Consider the following 5,727-nt stretch of genomic DNA (forward strand, 5'->3'; position numbering starts at 1 on the left):
CTCTTCGGGTTCACCACGATTCAAGATTCCTGGCACGGAGCGGCTGCGCTCGCTGCGGTAAGGCTGCTTGTTCTCGAATCCTGTGGCGATAACCGTGACGTGGATCTCCCCTTCGAGAGCCTCGTCCACAACGGCACCAACAATGATGTTGGCTTCGGGATCGACAACGTCGTAGATCACCTCGGAAGCAGTGGTCATATCCTCCAGGATCATGTCTTTACCGCCGCTGATGTTGATCACACAGCCCTTGGCGCCATCGATGCGCTCGGTTTCCAGCAGTGGGCTGGCGATTGCGGCCTGGGCAGCCTCCACGGCTCTGGAGCGACCGGAGCCAATGCCGATGCCCAGTAGTGCTGTTCCTGCTTCGGTCATCACGGAGCGAACGTCCGCAAAGTCAACGTTCACCAGGCCAGGGCAGGTGATGATGTCACTGATGCCTTTGACGCCCATGCGCAGGACATCGTCTGCACTGCGAAAGGCTTCCTGAAGGGGAGCTCCGCCGATGGCATCACGAAGGCGGTCGTTGGGGATTACGATCAGCGTATCCACGTGTTCCGCCAACCGAGCGATGCCTTCGTCGGCCTGACGCATGCGACGACGGCCCTCGAAGCTGAACGGCTTGGTCACGATGCCCACGGTGAGAGCACCGACTTCACGGGCGACTTCGGCCACCACCGGTGCAGCACCAGTACCCGTTCCACCGCCCATGCCAGCGGCAATGAACACCAGATCGGAGCCCTGCAGTGCATCGTGCAGATCCGTGCGGGATTCTTCGGCTGCCTTCTGACCGATGGTGGGGTTGCCGCCGGCACCTAGCCCGCGGGTCAAGGTCTGCCCCAACTGCAGCCGTTGCTGGGCCTGCGACTGGATCAGGGCCTGCGCATCGGTGTTGAGAACGCGATAGCCCACCCCCTCAAGGTCGCTGAGGATCATGCGGTTGACGGCGTTGCTGCCGCCGCCACCAACGCCGATGACCTCGATGCGGGCGGACTGGCTGGGCTGGATACCAGCTGCCGTGAAAGACCCTGAACCGCTCACCATCTCCATCGTCGAGGCAGAACCGTTTGGTTGCGTTGCATTATGTCCCTGAAGCCTGGTCTCGGCTTCAACAGATCACAAACCAGGAGCTGAGGTTGTGGTCTTCCAGATTTTCAAACCGTTGGCTTCAGGGTTCTTTTTTGGCCTTTTTGGTGACGGGTGGCGCCGGAAGTTGCAGTTCCGGGCGGTCGGGATTGCTGAGATCAAGGCTGCTCTGACGGGCCTGGCGCAAGTGCTCAGGCAGCGTGTTGTTGAGATGGAGGATCGTCTCGATCTGGGCATTCAGGAGGGCCGGTTCACCGCCGAGATCGATCCGGCCCAGCTTGGTGGTGAGCAGACTGATATTGCCGTCGGGATGAAGCACGATGGCTTTCAGCATCCCCGCGAAGCGATTCCGTTGTTGCAATAGCGCAGCGACTTGATTGCGTTGCTGGTCATTCCAACCGCGCACCATGATGTCCGTGAGCGGTTCTGGTACTGCGTCGCTCAGGGGGATCCATTCTCCTTCGGCGTTCAGCAGCCCCCGTTCCCGCCCAGCGGGTCCCCGTCGCTCAGCTCGTGCGATTGGAATCTCCGGCTTCAGGCTGATGACGAGGCGAGCGGGGAGCATCCGGCGCTTCACGTGAGCGCTGTGAACCGGTAGAGCCCTGACCAGCTGTTGTTCCAATTCCCCGGGACTGACCTCCAGCAGAGGGTGGGGAAAGCGCAGCTTGGCGACCTCGATGACTTGACTGGTCTCAAGGGCAGCGCCGCCGGTCAGGATCACCGCTTCAGGGCTTCGCAGGGTCCAGCCATGGCGCAGCAGGATCCAGCTGAATCCCCCACTGAGAAGCAGCATGGCCACGAAACGCCAGAGTTGAAGCAACAGGGTCTGTCGGCGCTGCCGGCGCAAGTCCCGGCGCCGGGCGACCTGAGCGGAAACGGGCCGTTGGGAGGATTTGTTGGTCGAGACCCGGCTCACAGGTCGCATCGGGCCCGTGCCATCAGCTGCTCTCCCCAGCTGCGCGCGCGGTCGGCATCAGAGAAGGGAACATCCATCTGCAGATCTTTGCCAACCAGGCGCAGCCGACAACGGCCCTGGGATTCATCGGTGAGGGGAGCATCACCGGAGGCCAGCGACATCAGTTCCACAAGCTCAAGCCTGCAGACATCAAACGTGCCCTGATCCTGAAAACTGCCCGCTTCGAAACTGCTCCATTGCAGTTCACCGTCTTTGAGGCGGGCACCACCGCAACCGTCGAGCTTGGCCAGTTCAGAGCCTTTGGCCCAGGCACGAAACAGGTTTTGGCGCCGACGTTCCAGCCATCCGAGCGAGGCCAGCAGCACAAAGGCCAGCAGCAAAGGAAACCAGAGCAGTCCGTGGCTCATGGGTCAGGCGAAGGACGCTGCATTCATTCTCCTGCTGTTTGGATCAGTTTGTGCACCAACTGTTCGAGTGTTACGCCACTGGCAGCCCAGAGCATCGGGAACATGCTCTGGGCGGTGAAACCAGGCAGGGTATTGATTTCGTTGATCCAGAGGTGGTTGTTGGTGTCGTCGTAGAAGAAATCCACCCGCCCCATGCCGTTCACGCCAACGGCAGCGCAGGCCTGCAAGGCCTCAGCGCGGATGCGCTCACTCACTTGATCAGGCAGGGGAGCTGGAATCAACGTGCTGCTGCGCCCAGCGGTGTATTTCGTCTCGTAGTCGTACCAGTCCGCATCAAAACGAACCTCGCCGATCACCGACGCTTTGAGCATTCGTCCCCCCAGGACGGCGCATTCCACCTCTCTGGCGTTGACGCCCTGCTCCACTACCAGCCTTGAATCGAGTGCTGCTGCCTGGTTGAGGCCTGTTTCCAGTTCGTGGCGGGAACGCACCTTGCTGATGCCCACCGACGAGCCGAGATTGGCCGGCTTCACAAAGCAGGGGTAGTTCAGTTCGCGTTCAATCCGATCCAGGAGGGCTGATCGGCTTTTGGCGTCCTCGAGTTCGGATGCGTGAAGGGCCATATAGGGCACCTGGGACAGTCCGGCGCTGGAGAAGGCAGATTTCATCGCCTGCTTGTCCATGCTGACGGCTGAGCCGAGCACACCGGCGCCCACGAAGGGTTTGCCGGTCAGTTGGAACAACCCCTGAATGGTTCCGTCCTCTCCATTGGGACCATGCAGCACCGGATACCAGAGATCGACCGCATCCCATCCCTCCGGGAACCCTTGGAATCCTGAGGGAGGAAGGGGTGGAGTGAGCTCCGGCGCGGTCTCAGAGGCCAGGGTTGCTTCGGCCAGATCCGTGCCCCACCAGCGACCATCACGGTCGATGTAGATCGCCTCCACCGTGTAGCGCTCGGTGTTTTTACCGCTGCGCAGGCCTCGGACGACGGTCGCCGCAGATCGGATCGACACGTCGTGCTCTCCAGAGCGGCCTCCAAAGACGAGCCCGACCGTGATGGGACTGGACGACATGAATGCTGGACCCCTGAGCGGTGGGAGCGCCAAAGGTATCAGCGTTGTGCTCAGTGGGGCAGGGGGCTGCCGCTGAGTGAAAAGGAGCGCACCGCATCGATGCGCACCTGCACGAGATCGCCGAGATCGTAGGCATGACCATCCGGTCCGGTGGCGCTGAAGAAGGTCAGACGATTGGTGCGGGTTCGCCCCATCAGCTGTGATGCGTCCTTGGGATTCATGCCTTCCGCCAGCACTTCTTCCGTGCGCCCCTCGTAGCGGGCATTGGCCTTGCGGGCGCAGCGTTCCACCAGTGCATTGATTTCGCGCAGGCGTTCCACCTTCACCTCTTCCGGCAGCTGGTTGTCCCAGTCAGCTGCCGGGGTGTTGGGCCGGGGTGAATAGGCCGCCGTGTTCACCTGATCGAAGCCGATTTCTTCGATCAGATCGAGGGTACGGCGGTACTGCGCATCGGTTTCGCCGGGGAAGGCAACGATCACATCGGCGCTCAACGAGGCATCGGGCATGCGCTCACGGATGCGGTCGATGATCCGCCGGTAGCGCTCCACGGTGTAGCCCCGGGCCATGGCCTGCAACACGTCGTTGTCCCCGCTCTGGAACGGAATGTGGAAGTGTTCACAGAGCTTGGGCAGGTCGGCACAGGCATCGATCAGCCGCTCGGTGAAGTAGCGCGGATGGCTGGTGGCAAAACGGATCCGTTCAATGCCCTCCACGTCGTGGACGTGATGGAGCAGATCGGTGAGGGTGTGCTGGCGGCGACCCTCCGGCGTGATGCCCGGCAGATCACGGCCGTAGGCGTCAATGTTTTGGCCGAGCAGGGCGATCTCCTTGTAGCCCTGCTCGGCAAGACCTTCCATTTCCAGTTTAATCGCCTGGGGCAGCCGCGATTGTTCTTTGCCGCGCACGGAGGGCACCACGCAGTAGGTGCAACGTTCATTGCAGCCGTAAATCACATTCACCCAGCCGCAGATGCTGCTATCCCGGCGGGCCGTGGTGATGTCTTCAAGGATGTGGTGATCTTCGATGGCGACCACTTGCTGACCGCTGTCCACCTGCAGCAACAGGTTTTCAAGCCGATTGGCGTGCTGCGGTCCCATCACCAGATCAAGCTCCGGCACCCGCCGGAGCAGTGATTCGCCCTCCTGCTGGGCAACACAGCCTGCCACCACCAGGGTCAGGTTGGGTTTGCTGCGTTTCCTCTGGATCTGTCTGCCGAGGTAGCTGTACACCTTCCGCTCGGCGTTGTCCCGGATGGTGCAGGTGTTGTAGAGCACTAAATCGGCATCCAGTTCGGCTGACGCCTCCCGGTAGCCCATGGCCTCCAGGATTCCCGCCATCCGTTCGGAATCCGCCTTGTTCATCTGGCAGCCGAACGTGGTGATCCAGTAGCTGCCCCGCTGGGGAGTGGCAGTGGCGTTCGTGGCGAGGGGGGCGGAGGCGACCAAAATCTCTGGCTCAAGCCTTCTTAGTGTGAGTCACAGCGGTGCTGTGTCAGTTTAGAGATTGATAGCCGGATGGCGATGGGCTGGGCCCTCAGGCGGTTTTCGCTCACCAAGGCCGTGCCCCTCACGATCAGCCGGGGCACCATGGCTGCCGTGGTGCGATTGGAGCTCGGGTTGGAACGGGATGGGCTGGTCGGCCGCAACGGTTCGAGCCCCTGCTGGAAGCCCTGAGTCCACCGGCCCGTTGTGCTATCGACCTGGCCTTATGGGACTGGCATGAGCAACGGCTCGGCCATCCGCTCTGGCGGCTCTGGGGGTTGGATCCAGCCGAGGGTGTGGCCACCAGCGTCACCCTGGGACTGGCTTCTGTGGATGCCGTGTTGGACGTCTCGACCTCTGGTGGACGCAGCTGCCGGCGACGCGGGTGAAGCTCAAGCTGGGCAGTCCTGATGGGTTGGACCACGACCCCAGCCTGTTGGAGGCTGTGGCCCAAGCCATCACGGATCGATCCCGGCGGCAGGGTGTGGCGATCGAACTGCAGGTGGATACCAACGGCAGATGGAGCGTGGATCAGGAGCCGACCCAGGACACCGCGGGATTTGCGGCGCTGCACCCGCACTGTCCGATGGCCTTGGTGGCGGATGAAGTCTGTTGGGATCTGAAGGATCTGCTGCGCTTGGCTCCGGTGGTGGATGGCGTGAATCTCAAGCTTCTGAAGACCGGGGGGCTCAGTCAGGCCCTGCTGATGGCCCAAGTGGCGCAGCGGAAGGGGCTGGATCTGATGGTGGGCTGTTATTCCGACA

5 protein-coding genes and 1 pseudogene are annotated in these 5,727 nt (G+C 61.9%); 1 reads left to right on the forward strand and 5 read right to left on the reverse strand.

Features of this window, described 5'->3' with window-relative positions; all coding sequences use genetic code 11:
* The 5 genes from ftsZ to miaB all read right to left on the reverse strand — a co-directional run.
* Positions 1-1,047: cell division protein FtsZ (gene ftsZ / locus ACGVJ8_RS01380; RefSeq protein WP_392345142.1), on the reverse strand; the 1,047-nt coding region annotated here is incomplete at its 3' end.
* Positions 1,048-1,165: 118 nt separating this feature from the next.
* The gene (locus tag ACGVJ8_RS01385; RefSeq protein WP_392345143.1) at positions 1,166-1,999 is read right to left on the reverse strand and encodes a cell division protein FtsQ/DivIB; all 834 of its coding nucleotides are present in this window, start codon (positions 1,997-1,999) and stop codon (positions 1,166-1,168) included.
* Positions 1,996-2,406, reverse strand: a complete 411-nt coding sequence (locus ACGVJ8_RS01390; RefSeq protein ID WP_392345144.1) for a hypothetical protein — start codon at positions 2,404-2,406, stop codon at positions 1,996-1,998. Before ACGVJ8_RS01390 ends, ACGVJ8_RS01385 begins: the two co-directional genes overlap by 4 nt.
* Before the next feature lie 23 nt (positions 2,407-2,429).
* Positions 2,430-3,482 carry a D-alanine--D-alanine ligase family protein gene (locus tag ACGVJ8_RS01395; RefSeq protein WP_392345145.1) on the reverse strand — a complete coding sequence of 351 codons (1,053 nt, stop codon included), beginning with the start codon at positions 3,480-3,482 and terminating at the stop codon, positions 2,430-2,432.
* A gap of 50 nt (positions 3,483-3,532) precedes the next feature.
* Positions 3,533-4,927, reverse strand: a complete 1,395-nt coding sequence (gene miaB / locus ACGVJ8_RS01400; RefSeq protein WP_392345146.1) for a tRNA (N6-isopentenyl adenosine(37)-C2)-methylthiotransferase MiaB — start codon at positions 4,925-4,927, stop codon at positions 3,533-3,535.
* Between the two features lie 75 nt (positions 4,928-5,002).
* On the opposite strand from miaB, the pseudogene ACGVJ8_RS01405 reads away from it, so the two are divergent.
* Positions 5,003-5,727: pseudogene (locus ACGVJ8_RS01405) on the forward strand (enolase C-terminal domain-like protein); the annotation flags it as partial.

Source organism: Parasynechococcus sp., from assembly GCF_042954245.1.
Taxonomy (GTDB): domain Bacteria; phylum Cyanobacteriota; class Cyanobacteriia; order PCC-6307; family Cyanobiaceae; genus Parasynechococcus.